General features: G+C 64.1%; 20 protein-coding genes. 3 read left to right on the top strand and 17 right to left on the bottom strand.

Annotated elements, in window-relative coordinates:
- Positions 1–18: 18 nt before the first annotated feature.
- Positions 19–183, bottom strand: coding sequence for an SPOR domain-containing protein (locus KNN17_RS18555; protein WP_139359517.1), 165 nt, complete (start codon positions 181–183; stop codon positions 19–21).
- Positions 184–297: 114 nt separating this feature from the next.
- Between KNN17_RS18555 and map the strand changes: the two genes are divergently transcribed.
- Both map and ppgK read left to right on the top strand, forming a co-directional pair.
- Positions 298–1,176, top strand: coding sequence for a type I methionyl aminopeptidase (map, locus tag KNN17_RS18550; RefSeq protein ID WP_078105553.1), 879 nt, complete (start codon positions 298–300; stop codon positions 1,174–1,176).
- Between the two features lie 72 nt (positions 1,177–1,248).
- Complete coding sequence (gene ppgK / locus KNN17_RS18545) at positions 1,249–2,052, top strand: polyphosphate--glucose phosphotransferase (RefSeq protein ID WP_078105554.1); 804 nt, start codon at positions 1,249–1,251, stop codon at positions 2,050–2,052.
- A gap of 49 nt (positions 2,053–2,101) precedes the next feature.
- On the opposite strand, the gene nrdR is transcribed toward ppgK, so the two are convergent.
- The 3 genes from nrdR to KNN17_RS18530 all read right to left on the bottom strand — a co-directional run bounded on the left by nrdR (position 2,102) and on the right by KNN17_RS18530 (position 4,721).
- Positions 2,102–2,614 (bottom strand): transcriptional regulator NrdR, encoded by a 513-nt coding sequence (gene nrdR, locus KNN17_RS18540; RefSeq protein ID WP_241710365.1) that lies wholly within the window; start codon positions 2,612–2,614, stop codon positions 2,102–2,104.
- 166 nt (positions 2,615–2,780) lie between these two features.
- Entirely contained in the window at positions 2,781–4,154 is a 1,374-nt protein-coding gene (gene hisD, locus KNN17_RS18535; protein ID WP_241710364.1) for a histidinol dehydrogenase, read from the bottom strand.
- 9 nt (positions 4,155–4,163) lie between these two features.
- A complete protein-coding gene (locus KNN17_RS18530) occupies positions 4,164–4,721 on the bottom strand; it encodes a hypothetical protein (RefSeq protein ID WP_078105557.1) in 558 nt (185 codons plus the stop codon).
- Positions 4,722–4,879: 158 nt separating this feature from the next.
- Between KNN17_RS18530 and KNN17_RS18525 the strand changes: the two genes are divergently transcribed.
- Positions 4,880–5,338 carry a flavin reductase family protein gene (locus tag KNN17_RS18525; RefSeq protein ID WP_113990687.1) on the top strand — a complete coding sequence of 153 codons (459 nt, stop codon included), beginning with the start codon at positions 4,880–4,882 and terminating at the stop codon, positions 5,336–5,338.
- Here the strand turns inward: KNN17_RS18525 and dnaE are convergent, their stop codons facing one another.
- The 13 genes from dnaE to ftsW all read right to left on the bottom strand — a co-directional run bounded on the left by dnaE (position 5,339) and on the right by ftsW (position 19,986).
- Complete coding sequence (gene dnaE / locus KNN17_RS18520; RefSeq protein WP_241710363.1) at positions 5,339–8,896, bottom strand: DNA polymerase III subunit alpha; 3,558 nt, start codon at positions 8,894–8,896, stop codon at positions 5,339–5,341. It lies immediately after the preceding gene.
- Positions 8,897–8,957: 61 nt separating this feature from the next.
- Complete coding sequence (locus tag KNN17_RS18515; protein ID WP_241710362.1) at positions 8,958–9,884, bottom strand: RluA family pseudouridine synthase; 927 nt, start codon at positions 9,882–9,884, stop codon at positions 8,958–8,960.
- Positions 9,877–10,479 carry a signal peptidase II gene (gene lspA, locus KNN17_RS18510; RefSeq protein WP_241710361.1) on the bottom strand — a complete coding sequence of 201 codons (603 nt, stop codon included), beginning with the start codon at positions 10,477–10,479 and terminating at the stop codon, positions 9,877–9,879. Before lspA ends, KNN17_RS18515 begins: the two co-directional genes overlap by 8 nt.
- Before the next feature lie 93 nt (positions 10,480–10,572).
- Complete coding sequence (locus tag KNN17_RS18505; RefSeq protein WP_241710360.1) at positions 10,573–11,256, bottom strand: DivIVA domain-containing protein; 684 nt, start codon at positions 11,254–11,256, stop codon at positions 10,573–10,575.
- A 166-nt stretch (positions 11,257–11,422) separates the two neighbouring features.
- Positions 11,423–11,710: a YggT family protein gene (locus KNN17_RS18500; RefSeq protein ID WP_078105562.1), complete on the bottom strand. Its 288-nt coding sequence runs from the start codon at positions 11,708–11,710 to the stop codon at positions 11,423–11,425.
- Positions 11,711–11,813: 103 nt separating this feature from the next.
- Positions 11,814–12,344 (bottom strand): cell division protein SepF, encoded by a 531-nt coding sequence (locus tag KNN17_RS18495; RefSeq protein ID WP_078105563.1) that lies wholly within the window; start codon positions 12,342–12,344, stop codon positions 11,814–11,816.
- Between the two features lie 88 nt (positions 12,345–12,432).
- Positions 12,433–13,182, bottom strand: a complete 750-nt coding sequence (locus KNN17_RS18490; RefSeq protein WP_241710359.1) for a YggS family pyridoxal phosphate-dependent enzyme — start codon at positions 13,180–13,182, stop codon at positions 12,433–12,435.
- Positions 13,175–13,870 carry a polyphenol oxidase family protein gene (locus tag KNN17_RS18485; RefSeq protein ID WP_241710358.1) on the bottom strand — a complete coding sequence of 232 codons (696 nt, stop codon included), beginning with the start codon at positions 13,868–13,870 and terminating at the stop codon, positions 13,175–13,177. Before KNN17_RS18485 ends, KNN17_RS18490 begins: the two co-directional genes overlap by 8 nt.
- A 38-nt stretch (positions 13,871–13,908) precedes the next feature.
- Entirely contained in the window at positions 13,909–15,138 is a 1,230-nt protein-coding gene (ftsZ, locus tag KNN17_RS18480; protein WP_241710357.1) for a cell division protein FtsZ, read from the bottom strand.
- 216 nt (positions 15,139–15,354) lie between these two features.
- Entirely contained in the window at positions 15,355–16,191 is an 837-nt protein-coding gene (locus KNN17_RS18475) for a cell division protein FtsQ/DivIB (protein ID WP_241710356.1), read from the bottom strand.
- Complete coding sequence (gene murC / locus KNN17_RS18470; RefSeq protein ID WP_241710355.1) at positions 16,184–17,557, bottom strand: UDP-N-acetylmuramate--L-alanine ligase; 1,374 nt, start codon at positions 17,555–17,557, stop codon at positions 16,184–16,186. Before murC ends, KNN17_RS18475 begins: the two co-directional genes overlap by 8 nt.
- Positions 17,554–18,675, bottom strand: coding sequence for an undecaprenyldiphospho-muramoylpentapeptide beta-N-acetylglucosaminyltransferase (gene murG / locus KNN17_RS18465; RefSeq protein WP_241710354.1), 1,122 nt, complete (start codon positions 18,673–18,675; stop codon positions 17,554–17,556). Before murG ends, murC begins: the two co-directional genes overlap by 4 nt.
- 6 nt (positions 18,676–18,681) lie before the next feature.
- Positions 18,682–19,986 (bottom strand): putative lipid II flippase FtsW, encoded by a 1,305-nt coding sequence (ftsW, locus tag KNN17_RS18460; protein WP_241710353.1) that lies wholly within the window; start codon positions 19,984–19,986, stop codon positions 18,682–18,684.

Genomic DNA, 19,986 nt, shown 5'->3' with positions numbered 1-19,986 from the left:
AACCGGCCCTCGTCGCCGCTAGTCCTCGTCGTCTTTGTCCCAGGCTTCGTTGCGGGCCTTGACCTTTTCGAGCGCGTGCTCCGCTTCTTCCCGGGTCTTGTAGGGACCGATCAGCTGGGACCAGTCGGACATCGCGTCCTCTTCGATTTGGTGCGTCTGAACGTTGTACCAGAACTCCGCCACTGTTTCTCCTTTGCGATTCCCGCCGTAACCCCGGCGGGCCGATTGCCCGTCGAACGGGCCGATATTTAGCTACTTAGTTACTTGCGTCTCGTGCGTCCCTTATATGATCAATCTATGCCTTCTCCCGCTCTGACCGCACCCATCGGCACGCTCACCCGTGGAACCGTCAGCCCGCAGCTGCCCGTACCGGCGTCCATCCCGCGCCCGGAGTATGTCGGCAAGCCAGGACCCGCGAAGTTCACCGGGTCGGAGGTCAAATCGGCGGAAACCATCGAGAAGATCCGCATCGCCAGCAAAATCGCGGCGCAGGCGATCGTCGAGGTCGGCAAGCACATCGAGCCCGGCATCACAACGGACCAGTTGGACCGGATCGGCCACGAGTTCATTCTGGACCACCATGCCTACCCGTCGACTCTTGGCTACCGCGGCTTCCCCAAGTCCCTGTGCTCCTCGCTCAACGAGGTCATCTGCCACGGCATTCCGGACAGCACCGTCGTGCAAGACGGCGACATCCTGAACATCGACATCACGGCCTACATCAACGGAGTCCACGGCGACACGAACTACACCTTCCTGGTGGGCGACGTCGACGACGAGTCCCGGCTGCTGGTTGAACGCACCCAGGAGTCGCTCAACCGGGCCATCAAGGCCGTAGCCCCCGGCCGCGAAATCAACGTGATCGGCCGGGCCATCCAGTCATACGCGAAACGCTTCGGCTACGGCGTGGTCCGTGACTTCACGGGCCATGGCGTCGGCGAGGCCTTCCACACGGGCCTGATCATCCCCCACTACGACGCCGCACCGGCCTACAACACCGTGATCGAAGCCGGCATGGTGTTCACCATTGAGCCCATGCTCACCCTCGGAACGATCGAGTGGGACATGTGGCCCGATGATTGGACGGTAGTCACCCGCGACCACAAGCGGACCGCGCAATTCGAACACACCCTGTTGGTCACCGAGACCGGCGCCGAAATCCTGACTCTTCCTTAAGCTCTCCGGAAGGTCACCTGCAGCCGTTCGTGCTGCGACCTGCCCACCCCTCCTGCCATGAACGGAAACGCATTGACCAAGAAGGATGAGAAGATCCACAAGAACGGCCCGCTGATCGGCATCGACGTCGGAGGCACCGGCATCAAGGGCGGCATCGTCGACCTCAAGAAGGGCAAGCTGCTCGGGGACCGCCTCCGTATTCCGACGCCGCAGCCCGCCACACCCGAAGCTGTCGCCGAAGTGATCGCACAGATCGTCGAGGAGTTGTCGGCACGCGAGGATGCTCCGGCCCAGGGTTCACCCGTGGGAGTCACCTTCCCCGGAATCATCCAGCACGGCGTGGTCCGCTCCGCCGCGAATGTGGACAAGTCCTGGCTCGACACGGACATTGATTCACTGCTCACCAAGCGTCTGGACCGTCCCGTCGAGGTAATCAACGACGCGGATGCAGCCGGACTCGCAGAAGCCCGCTACGGCGCAGGCGAAGGGGTCGACGGCACGGTCCTGGTGATCACGCTCGGTACGGGCATCGGCTCAGCCTTCATCTTCAACGGGCACCTGGTTCCCAATGCCGAGCTCGGCCACCTCGAGGTGGACGGCCACGACGCCGAAACGAAGGCATCCGCCGTCGCGCGCGAACGGGACGGCTTGAGCTGGGAAGAATACAGCGTGCTCCTGCAGCGCTATCTCTCCCACGTCGAGTTCCTGTTCTCCCCGGAACTCTTCATCATCGGCGGCGGCATTTCGAAGCGCTCGGACGAATACTTCCCCCACTTGGATCTGCGGACCCGCATCGTGACGGCGGAACTGAAGAACGACGCCGGGATCGTGGGGGCCGCGCTCGACGTCGCCCTCCACCACAAGCTGGCCAAGTAGGGTGGTGCCGGTGGTGGCTGCGGCTTCCCCTCCGCTGCCACCACCGGAGCTAAATGGGGCTCTTCTCGGAGCTCTTGCCCTTGGCGCTCTTCGCTGCATTCTCCGCCGCGACGCTTTCGGCCTCGTGCCGGAGCAGCGCAATGGCTGATTCGAAGTCCTCAAGCGATTCGAAGGCCTGATAGACGCTGGCAAAACGAAGGTAGGCGACTTCGTCCAGTTTCTGGAGTGGCCCAAGGATCGCCAAGCCGACCTCGTGGGCGTCGATTTCCGCCGCACCGGAAGATCGGATGTTCTCCTCGACTTCCTGGGCGAGCATCGCAAGGTCGTCCTCAGTCACGGGACGGCCCTGGCAGGCCTTGCGAACGCCGTTGATGATCTTGATCCGGCTGAAGGGCTCTCCCACGCCTGAGCGTTTGATGACGGAAAGGCTGGTGGTTTCCACGGTGGTGAAACGGCGTCCGCACTCGGGGCACTGGCGCCGGCGGCGGATGGCTGAGCCGTCGTCGGCCATCCGGCTGTCCACGACGCGGGAGTCGGGGTTTCGGCAGAACGGACAATACACGCTGGGCCTCCCCGCTTCGGTTCCGGCACGCTGTCCGCCGGGCGTGTGCCGGAAACGCAAAAGGTGCCGGAAGTTTGACTTCCGGCACCAGTTTACGGCTACATGAGTCCTAATGACAACACTGTAATTACTATATGTAGTGGTTGTGACCCATACATGTAGTGGTTCAGGCCCCCGCGAAACGAATCTTGACCGCGTCGCCGTGGCCAGGAAGGTCCTCGGCATCCGCGAGGCTCACGATGTGCCTGCTGACCTGTTCCAAGGCAGCCTTGTCGTAGTTGATCACTTGGACGGCACGCAGGAACGTTGTCACGTTCAGGCCGGAAGAGAAGGCTGCGGTGCCGCTCGTGGGCAAGACGTGGTTGGAGCCGGCACAGTAGTCTCCGAGGCTGACGGGGCTGTAGTCCCCCACGAAAATCGCCCCGGCGTTGCGGATCCGCGCGGCGACCGCGGCTGCGTCCGCCGTCATGATTTCCAAGTGCTCGGCCGCGTACGCATCGCAGACGGCGATGCCCTGCCCGAGGTCGTCTACCAGCACCACGCCCGACTGCGGGCCCGACAACGCCGTGGCAACCCGCTCGCCGTGCTTCGTGGTTCCGGCCTGCAGCGCCAGTTCCCGCTGCACCGCCGAGGCGAGTTCCTCCGAGTCGGTGATCAGGACCGACGCCGCCTTCGGGTCGTGCTCGGCCTGGCTGATGAGGTCGGCGGCGACGAGCGCGGGCCGGGCCGAAGCGTCGGCCAAGATGGCGATCTCGGTGGTGCCGGCCTCGGAGTCGATCCCCACGACGCCTTTCACAAGCCGCTTGGCGGTGGCCACGAAGATGTTTCCGGGGCCGGTCACGACGTCCACGGGCTCGATGGGCTGGTCCTCGCCGGTCCCGGGGATGCCGTACGCGAAGGATACGATCGCCTGGGCACCCCCGATGGCGTAGACCTCGTCGATTCCCAGCAGGGCGGCCGCGGCCAGGATGGTGGGGTGGGGCAAGCCGCCAAAGTCCTTCTGGGGCGGGGAAGCCAACGCGATCGAGGCGACGCCGGCAGCCAGCGCCGGAACAACGTTCATGATCACCGAGGACGGGTAGACGGCCAGTCCGCCCGGAACGTACAGTCCCACTCGCCCCACCGGTACCCAGTTCTGGCTCACGACGGCGCCGTCCCCCAGTTCCACATCGACGTTCGCCGGCCGCTGGCCGTCCGCAAAGCGCCGGGCACGCCTGATGGATTCCTCCAGGGCCGCCCGGACGGACGGGTCGAGGTTTTCAAGGGCTTCGGCAAGGGCCGTGGCAGGTACTCGGGGGTGGGATTGTTCCACGCCGTCGAACGCCAACGCGAACTCACCCAGGGCTTCGAAGCCGCGGGAGCGGACCGCCGCAATGATGTCCACGACCTTTTGCTCGGCGTCCGCCATGGTCTGATGCTTCGCCCGGGGCACCACGGCCCGCAGTTCCGCCAAGGTCAGGGACCGTCCGCGCAAGTCAATGCGGCGGAAGTCCAGGGACTGGGAAGCGGTGTCGGCAGGGTTCTCCGGAGAAATGGTCACCAGATCATTTTACGGGGCGAGCGGCGGTGCCTCGGGCTGCTTTCCCATCAAGCCGAAAAGAGTAAGGAGGAATGTCACGAGGGCGGTTGCTCCCGGCCACAGCAAGAGTGCCGACGCCGCCCGCAATGAGAAGCCTTCACCGCCGCTTGAGGCTGGACCCCACCACTGCGCGGCCAACAGGCCCACCTGCCAGGCCACGAGTGCCCCCACCGCGCCACCCAGGACCGCCAGGAAGGTGCGAATGCCGTGCCCCGGTTTCCGGACCTTGCTGTCGAGCAGGACTGCCGTGAAGCAGCCGGAAAGCAACAGCAGCCCGGCCAGGACCAGGTCCCTCGGAAGCCTGCCGGCCGAGGCTGTCGGATCGGCGAGGGCGGGATTTCCGGAGATCACGTTCAGGCCACCCGGAGCCAACAGCCACCACACCAGGCCAAGCCCAAGGCCGGAGGCGGCAGGCACGGCGAGCCAAAGCCACAATTTGCGGTCCCGACTGCCGGTGTCCGTGCCGGTGTCCGGATCCGTGTCCCGCGCGGGACCGGAGTCGAGAAGGTTCGATGTTGGCTTGGTCATGACACAAACATTAACAAACGTTTCTGGATGCTCAACAAGCAAGCGCCCAGGCGGGCAGCGGAATACGCTGAATCCACCAGCGTTATTACCAATAGCTCACTCAGGAGATCGGCAAAGTGGCTTCGGACAATTCGGCTTTTGAAGGAACATTCAAACAAATGTTCCGCCGGCATGCCGCCGGGGTGGCCATCATCACTGCCGACCTCAACGGCAAGCCTTTCGGCTTCACCGCGACGTCCGTGGCTTCGCTGTCCGCCGAGCCGCCACGCTTCACCTTCAACATGTCCCGCAGTTCCAGCTCCTGGCCGGCCGTGGCGAATTCGACGTATATCGGACTGCACATGCTCGGCCTCGAGAACCAGGCCCTCGCAGACCGCTTCGCCCGCACCCAGGAACGGTTTGAAGGCGACCACTGGGAACCAGGCCCCTTCGATGTCCCCATCCTGAAGAACGTGGCCGGCTGGTTGATCGGCAAGATCCAGATGCGCCTGTCCTTCGAAAACAACGCGATCGTCGTGGTGGAGGTTGTCGATGGGCTTGTCGGCGAGGATGACACCCCGCTGCTGTACCACTCGGGCTCCTACGGCCAGCCGGTCCCGCTCGACTATGAGATCTAGTTAGCTGTCCAGGCAGGTCGGGCCGAGCAGTACCTTGAGGTCGCCGAAAAGCGACGGTGTGGGGTTCACGCGCAAGTGCACCGGCAGGCCCATGACCTCGACCTTGGAGTCGCCCTGCAGGTGGAGCCTGACTTCGGAGTTTCCCCGGTGCGTTGTCAGGACATCGCGAAGATCGGTGACGACGGCCTCGGTTGCCTTGTAGGTGGGCATCGTGATGACCAACGGGCCGTTGGTACCCTCGCTGAGGTCCGGAACCGAAAGCTCCATGCAGTTCAAGGTGACCGCACCGTCGTCGCGCCGCTGCAAGCGCCCCTTGACCACGACGATCAGGTCCTCCGCGAGGACCGAAGCGATGGGGCCGTAGACCTGGCCGAAGAACATGACCTCGATGGAGGCACCAAGGTCTTCGATCTCGGCCCGCGCATAGGCGTTGCCGCTTGCTTTGGCGATCCTGCGGCTGAGCGAGGTGATCATGCCCGCGATGGTGACGATGGCGCCGTCGTGCGGTCCGTCTTCTCCCAGGATCGAGGTGATCGACTGCTCGGCATGCTGGCTCAGCACGCCCTCAAGCCCTTGCAGGGGGTGGTCCGAGACATAGAGCCCAAGCATGTCCCGCTCGAAAGCGAGCTTGTCCTTCTTCTCCCATTCCGGCAGGTCCGGGATCTCGGTACTCAAGGAGGCTTGCGGCTCCTGGTCCTCGAATCCGGCGAAGAGATCGAACTGGCCGATCGCCTCATTGCGCTTGAGCGTGATGACGGAATCGATCGCTTCTTCGTGGACCATGGCCAATGCACGGCGGTGGTGGCCAAGCGAGTCGAAGGCGCCGGCCTTGATGAGGGACTCGATGGTGCGCTTGTTGCAGACGACCGCCGGAACCTTCATGAGGAAGTCCTTGAAGGAGGTGTAATTGCCTTCGCTCCCCCGGGCGGCCACCATGGCTTCCACCACGTTGACGCCGACGTTGCGGATGGCCCCCATCCCGAAGCGGATGTCGGTTCCCACAGGGGTGAAGTTGAGGCTTGACTCGTTGACGTCCGGCGGCAGGACCGTAATGCCCATGCGCCGGCATTCATTGAGGTAGATGGCCGATTTATCCTTGTCGTCGCCCACGGACGTGAGCAGGGCCGCCATGTATTCGGGAGCGTAGTGGGCCTTCAGGTACGCGGTCCAGTAGGAGATGACCCCGTATGCGGCGGAGTGGGCCTTATTGAAGGCGTAGTCGGAGAACGGGAGCAGGATGTCCCACAAGGTCTTGACGGCATCCATGGAGTAGCCGTTGTCCTGCATGCCCTGGGAGAAGCCGGCGAACTGCTTGTCCAGTTCGGATTTCTTCTTCTTGCCCATGGCGCGCCGGAGGATATCGGCCTGGCCCAGAGAGTAGCCGGCAAGCTTCTGGGCTACGGCCATGACCTGCTCCTGGTACACGATCAGGCCATACGTTCCGCCGAGGATTTCGGATAGGGGTTCCTCGAGTTCCGGATGGATCGGGATGACCTCCTGGATCTTGTTCTTGCGGAGCGCGTAGTCAGTGTGCGCGTTGGCGCCCATGGGGCCGGGCCGGTACAGCGCCAATACGGCGGAGATGTCTTCGAAGTTGTCAGGCTTCATGAGCTTGAGCAGGGACCGCATGGGCCCGCCGTCGAGCTGGAAGACGCCCAACGTGTCGCCGCGCGCCAGCAACTCGTACGACGCCGGATCGTCCAACGCCAGGTGCTCGAGATCCAGGTCGATGCCGCGGTTCATCTTGATGTTTTCCAGTGCGTCGGAAATGATCGTCAGGTTCCTCAGGCCGAGGAAGTCCATCTTGATCAGGCCAAGGCCTTCGGACGTCGGGTAGTCGAACTGGGTGATGACCTGGCCGTCCTGGATGCGGCGCATGACAGGAATGACGTCGATGATGGGGTCCGAGGACATGATGACGCCTGCAGCGTGCACACCCCACTGCCGCTTCAGCCCCTCGATGCCCAGCGCGGTCTCGAAGACCTTGGCGGCCTCCGGGTCCGTGCTGATGAGCTGGCGGAAGTCTCCCGCCTCCCCATAGCGCTTGGCCTCCGGGTTCTGGATGTCCGCCAGCGGGATGTCCTTGGCCATCACCGCCGGCGGCAGGGCCTTGGTGAGCTGCTCACCCATGCTGAACGGGTAGCCGAGCACGCGGGAGGAGTCCTTGAGCGCCTGCTTGGTCTTGATGGTGCCGTAGGTGACGATCATGGCCACGCGCTCGTCGCCGTACTTCCGGGTGACGTAGTCGATGACCTCGGAGCGGCGCCGATCATCGAAGTCGACGTCGAAGTCGGGCATGGACACGCGGTCCGGGTTGAGGAAGCGCTCGAAGATCAGGCCGTGTGCCAGGGGGTCAAGGTCGGTGATGCGCATGGCGTACGCCACCATGGAGCCCGCACCCGAGCCACGGCCCGGACCCACCCGGATCCCGTTGTTCTTGGCCCAGTTGATGAAGTCGGCCACCACGAGGAAGTAACCGGGGAAGCCCATGGACGTGATGACGTCAAGCTCATAGTCGGCTTGCTTGCGCACCTTGTCCGGGACGCCATCCGGGTAGCGGTAATCGAGTCCCGTGGCCACTTCCTTGACGAGCCAGGAGGTCTCGTCCTCGCCGGGAGGACAAGGGAACCGCGGCATGTAGTTCGCGCCTGTGTTGAAGGACACTTCGCAGCGCTCTGCGATCAGCAGGGTGTTGTCGCAGGCTTCAGGATGGTCACGGAAGAGCTCGCGCATCTCCTGCGGCGACTTCAGGTAGTAGCCGCTGCCGGAGAAAGCGAATCGCGAGCCGCCGTTGTCATAGGTGGGCTCAAGCAGCGTGGAGCCCGACTGGATCGCCAACAAAGCCTCGTGGGCCTTCGCGTCATGCTCATGCGTGTAGTGGAGGTCATTGGTGGCAACGAGCGGAAGCTTCAGTTCCTTCGCCAGACGCAGCAGGTCGCCAGTGACCCGCCGCTCGATGTCCAGGCCGTGGTCCATCAGTTCGCAGAAGTAGTTTTCCGCACCGAAGATGTCCCGGAATTCGGAAGCCGCGGCCAGCGCCTCCCGGTATTGCCCCAGCCGAAGGCGGGTCTGGACTTCACCGGAAGGGCAGCCGGTGGTGGCGATCAGGCCTTCGGAATAGGTGTTGAGCAACTCCCGGTCGAGGCGTGGCCATTTACCGAACACGGAGTCGAGGGAAGCAATCGAGGATGCCCGGAACAGATTGCGCATGCCGACGTTGTTGTAGCTCAACAACGTCATATGGGTGTAGGAACCACCACCGGAGACGTCATCCTTGCGCTGGCTCTCCTCGCCCCAACGGACGCGCTCCTTGTCGCCGCGCGCCGTGCCGGGGGTGACATAGGCTTCGACGCCGATGATCGGCTTGATGCCTTTGTCAGTGGCCTTCTTCCAGAAATCGAAGGCCCCGAACAGGTAACCGTGGTCCGTGGTCGCCAGCGCAGGCATCCCCAGCCGCTCGGTCTCATCGAACAGCTCGGTGAGACGGGCCGCACCATCCAGCATGGAATATTCGGTGTGGGTGTGCAGATGGACGAACGAGTCATTGCTGGAAGTCACCACGACAGTCTACCGGCAGGGATCCCGCAGGTGGAGTGGCGCGCTGGAAGCGTGGATCGCGCTACGCGTTGCCGCTTTCAAGGAGTTCCAGGGCGTACCGCAGGTCCGCCGGATACTCGCTGGTGACTTCCACCCATTCGCCCGTCCGGGGGTGGTTGAAGCCAAGCCGCCGTGCGTGCAGCCACTGCCGGGTAAGTCCCAGATTGGCGGCCAATCGCGGGTCGGCTCCATAGGTCAGGTCGCCCGCGCAGGGGTGCCTGAGGGCCGAAAAGTGGACCCGGATCTGGTGGGTCCTGCCCGTCTCGAGGTGAATCTCCACGAGGGTGGCCTTGCCATAGGCCTCGAGAACTTCGTAGTGCGTCACCGAGGGACGGCCGTCCTCGATCACCGCAAATCGCCAGTCATGCCCAGGGTGGCGCCCGATGGGCGCGTCGATGGTGCCCGCGAGCGGGTCCGGCAGCCCCTGGACCACTGCGTGGTACACCTTGTCCACGGTGCGCTCCTTGAAGGCCCGCTTGAGTACCGTGTACGCGTGTTCACTCTTTGCCACGATCATGACGCCGGAGGTTCCGACGTCGAGACGATGGACGATGCCGGCACGCTCAGGCGCGCCGGACGTCGAAATCCGGTATCCCGCACCCGCGAGACCGCCAACCACGGTGGGGCCCACCCAACCCGGCGACGGGTGCGCAGCCACGCCAACAGGCTTGTCGATGACGACAAAGTCGTCATCGTCCAACAGGATATTCAGGCCTTCCACGACTTCCTCCACGACTTCCAAGGGATCCCGGCGTTCGGGAACGGTGACTTCCAACACGGAACCGGCAACGAGCTTCGCCGATTTTCCCACCGTGCCGGCGGAGCCGGTCACGTTGCCCTCGGCGATCAGCAAAGCAGCCGCGGACCGGGAAATATCCATGAGTTTCGCCAAGCCCGCGTCGGCCCTGGCCCCGCCCAATTCTTCCGGCACCACGAAGTGCTCAGACATCGCCCGGAGCCTCTTCTTCCGTCGGGCCGGACTTTGCCGGCGCGGAATCGGCGGAGTGATGACGGGAACCGTCGAGTCCGATCCCCCGTATGGTCAGCAGGCAGATGATCACGACGCCGGAAACCACTGCCGAGTCGGCGATGTTGAAGATGGCAAAGTTGGGCAACTGGATGAAGTCCACCACGTGGCCCATGGCAAACGAGGGTTCGCGGAACAGTCGATCTGTCAGGTTGCCGAGTGCGCCGCCCAGCAGCAGGCCAAGTGCCAGGGACCACCAGGCCGAGCCCAACCGGCGCACTTGGAACAGGATCACCACTGAAACGGCCGCCATCACGATGGTGAACACCCATGTGACGTTTTCACCGATGGAGAACGCGGCACCGGAGTTTCGGATGTAGTACCAATGCAGGAGCGGAGGAAGGACGGGGATCCGCTCGCCTTCAACCATGGTGCTGGTGACCCAGAGTTTGGTCAGTTGGTCGAAGGCGTAGGCGAACACGGCGAAGCCTGCAAAGACCCAAAGCAGTGCAGGACGCCACGTGTGGGCTTTGATGCGGACCGGCTCCGTGGTGCCGTCAGTTTGTTCGTCGCTCATAGTACTTTCATTCGGTAACTGTGGCTGCTGGCGCCTTAACAGGAGAAAGCCGGTGGCCGAGGAATCCCCAGCCACCGGCTTTCAGAATACTTGCTAGACCTCTGCGGCGGCTTCGCCGACCTCGGGGGCCGCAACTGAGCCGCGGGCATCCAGGTCACGCAGCTGGCCTTCGATGTAGGCCTTCAGGCGGGAGCGGTAGTCGCGCTCGAAGCCGCGGAGCTGCTCCACCTTGCGTTCGAGGACGCTGCGCTGCTGCTCAAGGGCACCGAGGATCTTGCGGGACTTGTCCTGGGCGTCGTTGACAAGGCTGGAGGCTTCGATCTGCGCCTCGGCGATGATCTTTTCCTTCTGCTGCTCGCCATCGGCCACGTGCTTGTCGTGCATCTGCTGCGCCATGGCCAGCAGGCCGGCTGCGGACTCAGCCGAAGGAGAACCGGCCGAAGGTGCGACCGGGGCAGGAGCCGCGGCAACGGCCGGCTCCTTCTTCTTCTCGGCTTCGGCAGCCTTGGCTTCGGCTTCCGCCTTGGCCTGGGCGTCCTTGTCGGCCTTCACCGGCGCGGGCACCTTCTCGACCACGGGTGCCGATGCTGCGCTGGCCGGGACCGCGTTTCCGCCTTCGCCGAGCTTCTTGCGCAGCTCGTCGTTCTCCTGGTTCAAGCGCCTCAGCTCGACGACGATTTCGTCGAGGAAGTCGTCGACCTCGTCCTGGTCGTAGCCTTCGCGGAACTTGGTCGGCTGAAAGCGCTTGTTGACAACGTCTTCTGGCGTCAAAGCCATCTGGTCACCTCGTTGGTCTAGTTAGTCAGTAGGCCTTCCGGCCGTTCAAAACTACGGTACCTAAATATCATCTGATTCCCCCAATTCAACACCATCGTGTTGGGTCGGAGGATTTGCAGTCCACACGCCAAGGAAACAGATCGACGGCACATGGACTGCGGAAGAGCTACGCCAGCGAGTAGACGAATCCCATCGCGATGCTGACGACAATAAACACGATCAAAAATGCCAGGTCAAGGGATACCCCGCCAAGCTGCAGCGGCGGGATCAGCCGGCGGATCCGCTTCAGGGGCGGATCAGTCACCGAATAGACCACATGCGCGGCCACCAGCGCGGCGCCACGGGGGCGCCACTGGCGCGCAAACATCTGCACCAGATCAAAAACGAGCCTGATGATGAGGGTGACCAGGAACAGCAGCAATGCAATGTACAAAAGGCCGAAAACTATGCCCACGGGTTAGCTCAGATCTCCTAGTTCGCCACTTTTCTCGGTCAGTCCCTCTATTGCAACACAGATGCCAGGCAGATCGCTCTGCCTGGCATCCGTGATGACTGTGCTAGCTCTGGTTGAAGAACGTTGCTTGGGCTTCGCTGACCTTCTTGTCGTCGCCAAGAACTTCGACGTACGACGGCGACAACAGGAAAACCTTGCTGGTAACGCGCTCGATGCTGCCATGGAGTCCGAAGACCAGCCCGGCGGAGAAGTCAACGAGGCGCTTGGCATCTCCCTCACCCATGTCGGTGACATTCATGATCACGGGGATGCCGTCCCGGAAACTTTCGCCGATGATCTTGGCGTCGTTATAGGAGCGGGGGTGGACGGTGGTGATCTGCCTCAGTCCGGAGGCGTCTTCGCGGCTCGATGCCGCACGCTTGATAGGTGTCACGGGTGCGCGGTATTCCTCTTCGGCGACAGGGGGGACTTCACGAACTACTTCACGTACAGGTGCAGGGGCGCGGCGCTCTTCACGATTGTGGTCGACAGACCGGTCTTCGTCCGTGTGCTGCACGTGCTGCTCAGACTCGTAGTGTTCATCGCCATCGGCGAGCCCAAGATAAACCATTGTCTTGCGCAGTGCGCCAGCCATGCTGGACTCCTATCGTGTCTGCAGTAGGCGGGCCGCCCATGACTTGACATAGCTGAAATCCCGGCCCGTCGCTTCCAATACTTTGACGCTACCCCACCCGCGGACGCGAACCGAGAATATCCGAGCCAATTCGCAGGTGTGTCGCGCCAAATTGCACGGCAGCTTCGAGGTCCTGGCTCATCCCGGCCGATATCCCCGCAGCGTCCGGATGCAGCTTCCGCAGATCCGTTGAAATGGCTGCGAGCTTCTCGAACGCCGCCTCCGGGGGCGCTCCGAGCGGCGCGACGGCCATCACGCCGGCCAGGCGCAGACCGGAAGCGGTGGCGATGGACCCGGCGAGGCGTTCGACGTCGGACGGGGCGGCGCCGCCGCGGTGGGCGCCGCCGTCGTGCTCAAGATTGACCTGGATGTAGCAATCAAGGTCCGGCCTGCCCGTCTCGGACTGTTGCCGCGCGACAGCCTTGGCCAAGGCCTCGGCGAGTTGAGGGCGGTCGATTGACTGCACGGAAAACGCGTATTTCGCCACGGACTTGGCCTTGTTGCTTTGCAGTTGACCGATGAAGTGCCAACGCACCGGGAGTCCGGCCAGCTCGGCGAACTTCGCGGATGCTTCCTGGTCCCTGTTTTCACCGACGTCCGTGACGCCAAGTGCCGCCAACCGGGCTACATCCGCCGCTGGATGGAACTTGCTGACGACTATCAGTTGCGGCTCTTCGCTTCGCCCGGCGGCGGTGGTTGCCGCGGATATCCGCCGGCGGACCACGGCGAGCCGTTCGCGCAGTTCAGCGGTCCGCGAGTCGTCCGGCCTGCTTTCAGCCGTTGGAAAAACCTCACTCATGGGTCCACACCAAACCTGCGAAGCGGCCAGTCTGCTGACTGCGCCGGTAGGAGTAAAGCTTCGCGGTCTCCAGCGTGCACTCTCCCGAGTACTCGACCGTGACGCCGAGGGCTTTCAGCTGGGCACGCACACCGGCAGGCAGGTCCAGCGCGGGACTGCCCCACGAGGTTGTCGACCAGGTTTCCGGGACGGCGGCAGCTACCTCGGACCGCAGCTCCTCGGGAACTTCGTAGCATTCGCCGCAGATGGAAGGTCCAACCCAGGCGCTGATGGTCGCGGCACCGCGGTGTCGCATATCCACCACGGTGGCGGAAACGATATCCGCAGCAACGCCGGGCCGCCCGGCGTGGACCACCGCAAGGACGGGGTCGGCTTCGTTGCGCACTTCGCCCAACAGGACGATGGGGACGCAGTCGGCCACCATCACCGCGAGGGGCTGCCCCCTGGACACCATGGCGTCGGCCGTCGGTCCGTCCCCGTGCGCGGAAATGAATTCGACGGCTTTCCCGTGGACCTGGTTCATGAATTGGAAACGGCGTTCGCCGAGCCCCGCTGCTGCTTCCAGCCGGGCCCGGCGCGCCATGACATCGTCAGGGTTGTCCGCCACGTGCAGTGCAAGGTTGCCCGCATCGTCATCGGAGAAGGCGACCGATATCCCCGGTCGCACTTCTTTTCGCCACCAAAACACTACTGGCTGACTCTCCTGGGTGGGTTTGAACGGACTGGCTACTTCAGGAAGTCCGGAACATCGAGGTCGTCGGTGCGGCTTCCCGAAAGGTCCGGTTCGACGACGGCCGGGAGGTCGACGTCGAAGCCCGAGTCGGCGGGCAAGGCCGACGGGCGCTGCTGTCCCCAGTTGCTCAAGCCCGAAGCCCCGACGCCGGCGGACACGTGCTGCGGCGCCGAATAGGCCGGGGCAGCTGACGGTGCGGGACGGTCCGGCGCCGCAGGGGCCTGGTGCTGGCCGGGCTGCTGGGCAGCGGACTGGTTCATTGACGGGGACGTCGCCTTGAGGTCGTCAAAACCGGCGGCGATGACCGTGACGCGTGCTTCGTCGCCCAGGGCGTCGTCGATGACGGCACCGAAGATGATGTTGGCCTCGGGGTGGGCCACTTCCTGCACGAGCCGCGCGGCCTCGTTGATTTCGAACAGACCCAAGTCGGAGCCGCCCTGGATGGAGAGCAGGACGCCGTGCGCACCGTCGATCGACGCTTCCAGGAGCGGCGAAGCGATGGCGAGCTCTGCCGCCTTGACCGCGCGGTCCTCGCCGCGGGCCGAGCCGATGCCCATCAGCGCGGAGCCCGCACCCTGCATGACCGACTTCACGTCGGCGAAGTCAAGGTTGATCAGGCCGGGAGTGGTGATGAGGTCGGTGATGCCCTGGACACCGGACAGGAGTACTTGGTCAGCGGAGCGGAAAGCGTCCAGGACGGAGACGTTACGGTCGCTGATGGAGAGCAGACGGTCGTTCGGGATGACGATGAGGGTATCGACTTCGTCGCGCAGGGCGTCGATTCCGGCCTCGGCCGAACCGGCGCGTCGGCGGCCTTCGAAGGTGAAGGGCCGGGTGACGACGCCGATGGTCAGGGCACCGAGCGAGCGGGCGATCCGGGCCACGACGGGGGCGCCGCCGGTTCCGGTTCCGCCGCCTTCGCCTGCGGTGACGAACACCATGTCCGCTCCGCGGATGACCTCTTCGATCTCGTCGGCGTGGTCCTCGGCGGCCTGGCGACCGACGTCGGGGTTGGCGCCGGCTCCCAGGCCTCGCGTGAGCTCGCGTCCGACGTCAAGCTTGACGTCCGCGTCGCTCATGAGGAGAGCCTGGGCATCGGTGTTGATGGCGATGAACTCGACGCCGCGGAGGCCGACTTCGATCATTCGGTTAACTGCATTCACGCCACCGCCGCCGATGCCGACGACCTTGATGACGGCCAAGTAATTCTGCGGTGCTGCCACGTTTCGTGCCCCTTGCTTGTGTCCTATAGCGAAACAGATCGAGTCCAACTTGAATTCTTGGACCTTAACCCTCTAGTTGAAGGTTATAGTTATGTCAAGTAACTCTTATGTGACGGTATGGGCTATGAATCCGACATTCAATGACCGCCTCCGCGTGTCGTGTGAAAGTCCGAAAAATAGCCCTGTGCGTCAGGCGAGATTACTTCGTGAAATGGCCTATTTGGTAAACGGATGCCTCGGCGTGCTGACATCGTAAACGTTCACAGGAACTTTTGGATTGACGGGAGCCTTGAGCAACGCCTCGAGGACGCGCGCCTTCAGCTCCTTCTCGTCCGCATTCCCCCAGACAACAGTCTTGCCGTCCGTCAGCTTGAGCTCGACGGCGTCCGGCGAGGTGGCCGACGCGCTGGCCATCTTCGCCAGAACATCCGCCGGCAGCGTCGCAAGTACAGCCGTGATCGCCTTGAAGAGACTCTGGTTGGCTCCCTGCCCATCGATGAGGGGCAAGGCAACCGATGCGGGATCCGCGGTTGATCCAAGCTGTACGCCATCGACGTCAACCAGTGAATAGTTGTCACCGCTCTTGACTAGCGCCACGGGCACCCGCTCCACGACGTGGACCAAAAGTTCCGACGGCGGGCGGGCCTCGGTGCTGACGGAACGAACCTGGACGAGGGGCTTGAGCAGCGCGGCGATGTCGGCGTCGTTGATTTGCGGAAGGGGTTTCCCCTTCACCGGCTCAAGGGCCTTCTGGACGCTCCCTGCCTGGAGCAGCTTGGTGCCGTCGACAGTCACTGTGCGCACGGCGAACACCGGCGAATAGACCGCCGCAACGATGATTCCGGCGACCAGCGCGACGACGATGGCCAGCACCGTGAGCACCGTCCGCCGCCGCTTGCGTCCCTTGGGCTCCGGAAAGGCGAGCACATTGCTGTCCTTGACGCCCGCGGCTTCCGAAGGGCCTCCGGCGGGATCGTCGAGGCTGCGTTCGGCACTGACGACGCCGGGCTTGCCTGCCTGCGGCTTGAAAGTGGGTTTCCGGGTGTCAGCCACCCAACAACTCCACGATCCGGGGCCCGTAGGCCGTCACGTCGCCGGCTCCGACGGTCAGGACGATGTCGCCCTCGCCGGCCGCGGCGAGAACCGCGTCCAGTGCTTCCTGTCCGCCGGCCACGAGCCTGCCACTCTTCAGGCGGCCCGTGATCAAGGTACTCGTGACTCCGGGTATGGGATCCTCGCGGGCAGGATAGATGTCCAGCACGAGGGCGGTGTCCGCCTCGCCAAGCGCTTCCGCAAACTGCTCCGCGAATTCGCGGGTGCGCGAAAACAGGTGCGGCTGGAAAAGCACATGCACCTTGTTGCCGCCTGCCACCGAGCGGGCCGCCGCCAAGGCCGCCCGGACCTCCGTGGGGTGGTGGGCGTAGTCGTCGTAGACACGCACGCCCCTCCCCTCCCCCTTGAACTCGAATCGCCGCGAGGCTCCGGTGAAACGGCCAAGGGCGGCCGAGGCAGCTTCGGGCGCGACGCCGAGCTCGGCGGCGACGGCGAACGCTGCCGCCGCGTTCAAGGCGTTGTGCCGCCCGGGCACTTGGAGGTCAAGCGCGTATTCCTGTCCATCGATAGAGACCCGGACATCGCCGGGTCCCCGGTCGTCGAGGCGGATATCGGCATCCTCCGAGGTCCCGTAGCTCAGCACCCGGGTATTGCCCGCCTCGCGGGTCCGTTCCGCAAGGGCCCGGGCACCGTCGTCGTCCGCGCAGGCAAAAAGGACCCCGTTGGCGGGCAACAGCGCAGCGAAACTATCGAAGGAGGCATGGACCGCCTCCGGCGTGCCGTAGTAGTCCAGGTGGTCGGCTTCGACGTTGGTGACGACGGCAATAAGGGGCCGGTAGTTCAGGAAGGAGCCGTCCGATTCGTCGGCTTCGGCAACGAAGATGTCCGAGGTGCCGTGCGCCGCGTTCACCCCGAGAGCGGGTACGTTGGCGCCGATGGCGAACGAGGGATCGAGGCCCGCTTCCTTGAGCAAGACAGCCACCATTGACGTCGTGGTGGACTTGCCATGCGTGCCGGCCACGGTCACCACCCGGTCCGTGCCCATGGTTGCGGCGAGGGCTTCCGAACGGTGCAGCACCGGCAGGCCGGCGGCCCGGGCCGCCTCCAGTTCCGGGTTGTCGGCTTTGATGGCCGAACCGGCGACGACGGTCTGTGCGTCCCCAAGGTTTTCCGCGGCGTAGCCAACTGCGATCCGTGCCCCGGCGGACCGGAGGTCATGCATGACGGGCAGGTCCTTCGCGTCCGAACCGCTCACGGGTACGCCCCGGGCCACCATGATGCGTGCGACGGCTGACATGCCCACGCCGCCGATGCCGATGAAGTGGACCCGGCCAAGGGAGCCAATGTCTGCGAGGGGCTGGGTCATTCGCTTACCGCTTCCAAGACGAGACCAGCCATCCGCTGATCAGCATTTCTGATGCCAAGTCCTTTTGCCTTGCTGGCCATGTCCTCGAGGCGGGCCTGATCCGTGAGCAAAGGAATCACCTCGGCTTTGAGCCATTCCGCGGTCAGTTCCCCGTCGTCGACCAGAAGCGCCGCCCCGGCCTTGACCAAGGCGGAGGCGTTCAGTGCCTGCTCGCCGTTTCCGATGGGCAGCGGAACGAATACCGCGGGGAGCCCGACGGCGGCCACCTCACTGACCGTTGCCGCGCCGGACCGGGCAAGGAGGACGTCCGCTGCCGCGTAGACATTCTCCATGCCGTCCACGTATTCCACCTGGTGGTAGCCGTCGGCCGCCAGGGGGGCGCCGTCGTCATTGGTCACCGCCTTGCCCCGGCCCGTGATGTGCAGCGTCTGGATGCCGGCTTCCGCCAAAGCGGCGACCGCGCCGGCGATGGTGCGGTTGATGCTCTGGGCACCGGAAGAACCACCCGTCACGATGAGTGCGGGCTGTCCGGCGTCCAGGCCCAGGGACTGTCTGGCCTCCGCACGCCAGGCCTCACGGTCCAGACCGGCGATGGCCTTGCGCATGGGCATCCCCACGTGGCGGGCATGCCGCAGCCGGGTCTCGGGGAAGGCCACCCCCACATGCTTCGTGAACATGGCTCCCACCCGGTTGGCTAGCCCGGCGCGCGTGTTGGCCTCGTGGATGACGATGGGGATCCTGCGACGCCAGGCCGCGAGGTACATGGGAGTGCAGACATAGCCGCCGACGCCGAGGAGGACGTCGGCGTGTGCGTCGTCCAGGATTCGGCCGGCTTGCTTGACCGCCGCCGCCAGCCTGCCGGGCAGTTTGAGCAGATCCGCGGAAGGCTTCCGGGGAAAGGGAACCCGATCGATCGTTGCCAACTCGTAGCCGGCGGCCGGAACGAGCCGCGTTTCCATGCCGTGGGGCGTGCCGACGGCAAGGATCCTGGCGTCCGGCCGCAGCGACGTGATCGCGTCGGCAATGGCGAGCAACGGGCTGATGTGTCCGGCGGTCCCGCCGCCGGCGAGGACCACGGAGAGGGGTTTGGGCTGGGAATCCTTGGTTTGGGAATTCATGGAGTGCTATGTACGCTTTCGTGCAGTTTTCGCAAGTCGCCAGCGCGGCTTGGAACGGCTGGCAGGAGCCATTTGGGCGCGGGCCAAAGACAACACTACGCCCACGCCGCATAGGGACATCACCAATGCTGAACCGCCATAGGAAATGAAAGGCAGGGGAACGCCGATCACCGGCAGCAGGCCGGCCACCATGGCCATGTTGATCGCGGCCTGACCAAGCATCCACGCCATGATTGAGCCGCCGAGCACGCGGGCGAACAAGTCTTCCTGGTGGCTGACAACCCGGTAGATGGCAACGGCAAGCAGCGCGAAAAGCACCAGGACCACGATGGTCCCCACGAGGCCAAGCTCCTCCCCGATGACAGCGAAGATGAAGTCGTTGTGGGCTTCGGGAATCCACTGGTATTTTTGCCGGCTCTGGCCAAGGCCAACTCCGAACCAGCTGCCTGAGGCAAGGGCGCTGAGCCCTTGTTCGCTCTGGAAGCCGATGTCACTCGCCCCGGCGCAGCTCTGCCCCATCCACGAGGTGATCCGGCACATCCGGTTTCCACTGGTCACCGCAAGTACCAGTGCTACCGCGGCGGCAACACCCCCCGCCCCGGCGAAGAGCTTCAGGTTGACGCCGCCGAAAAACAGGCCGGCCGCCATGATCAACATGACCACCAACGACGTTCCAAGGTCGTGCCCCAGGACAATCAAGGTAATGATCACGCCGGAGACCGGAACGATCGGGATCAGTGCATGCGTCCACTTGTCCAGGAGCTTGGCCTTGACGGAAAGGACCGTGGCCATCCAGAGCACCAGCGCGAACTTGGCGAATTCCGATGGCTGGAAGGTGAAGCCTCCGATCTCGATCCAGTTCTGGTTGCCCAGCACGCGCTTGCCGATAATGAGGACCAGCACCAACAAGGCGCCGGCAAGAATGATCGAGGGCCACGCGAATCTCTTCAGCCACAGGACGTTGACCCGTGAAAGCACCAGCATCGCAACGATGCCGATGGCGGCGAACATGCCTTGCTTGGTGGCGATCGAGTAGGGAGACTCGCCGGCCGCAATCGCTTCGACACTGGACGCCGAAAGGACCATGATGATCCCGATTGCCGTGAGCGCGAGCGATGCGCCGAGAATCAGGTAGTACGTGGACCCGTTCCTGGATTTGCCGCTTCCCTCAAGCGTTGACCAGAAACCAGCTATCCCGGAACGAATGCGGAATAGCAGGGAGGCTCGGGCAACGCCGGCCGCGCCTCGAGCGGGGTCTGGGTTCCCGGCCCGGGTCCGCCCGGGACCGCTGCGCGTGGGCGTGCTGACCAT

Origin of the sequence: Arthrobacter bambusae, assembly GCF_022606295.1 — a bacterium.
GTDB classification, from domain to species: domain Bacteria; phylum Actinomycetota; class Actinomycetes; order Actinomycetales; family Micrococcaceae; genus Arthrobacter; species Arthrobacter bambusae_A.
Note: the sequence above shows the minus strand (reverse complement) of the source record. Positions and strands in the feature narration are given on the sequence as shown.